General features: G+C 64.9%; 1 protein-coding gene. It reads left to right on the top strand.

What is annotated here, in order from left to right:
• The coding region (locus J4E63_RS30670; RefSeq protein WP_207284216.1) for a phosphopantetheine-binding protein at positions 1-840 on the top strand (840 nt) is incomplete at both ends.

Here is an 840-nt window from a genome sequence, read left to right as displayed (position 1 = left end):
GCAATTGACCGCCGAGCGTTTTGTGAAGGACCCGTTCAGCGCCGTGCAGGAGGCGCGGATGTACCGCACCGGTGACCTGGGGCGCTATTTGCCGGACGGCAACATCGACTACCTGGGGCGCAACGACAGCCAGTTGAAGATCCGTGGCTTGCGCATCGAGTTGGGTGAAATAGAAGCCAGGCTCGGCGCGTGCGCCGGAGTGCGGGAGGCGGTTGTCGTCGCGGTGGGAGAGGCCCCGGATGACCAGCGGCTGGTGGCGTATTACACGGCGCACGACAGCCTGGACCAAGGGCTGACAGCCGACAACTTGCGCGAACAACTGCAGGTGCACCTGCCCGGCCACATGGTGCCGGCGGCCTACATGCGCCTGGACGCCTTGCCCCTGACCCGGAACGGTAAACTCGACCGTCGGGCCTTGCCGGTCCCTGACAGTGATGCCTATTCAGGCCGTGGCTATGAAGCCCCGCAAGGCGAGGTCGAAACGGCGCTGGCGCGGATCTGGTCCGAGCTGCTCAAGGTCGAGCAGGTGGGTCGTTACGATAATTTCTTTGAGCTGGGCGGGCATTCGCTCATGGCGGTCAGCCTGATCGAGCGGATGCGCCAGGTCGGCTTGAGTGCCGACGTGCGCGTACTGTTCAGTCAACCAACCCTGGCCGCGTTGGCCGCCGCCGTTGGCAGTGGCAGCGAGGTCAGTGTCCCGGCGAACTTGATTCCCTTGGGCTGTGAGCACATCACCCCGGCGATGCTGCCGCTGGTCGCTCTGGACCCGCACGCTATCGAGCGTATCGTATCGACCGTACCGGGCGGTGCGCGCAATGTGCAGGACATCTATCCGCTGGC

This window comes from Pseudomonas sp. FW300-N2F2, assembly GCF_017351655.1.
Lineage (GTDB): Bacteria > Pseudomonadota > Gammaproteobacteria > Pseudomonadales > Pseudomonadaceae > Aquipseudomonas > Aquipseudomonas fluorescens_AA.
This window is presented reverse-complemented; position numbering and strand designations above follow the sequence as displayed.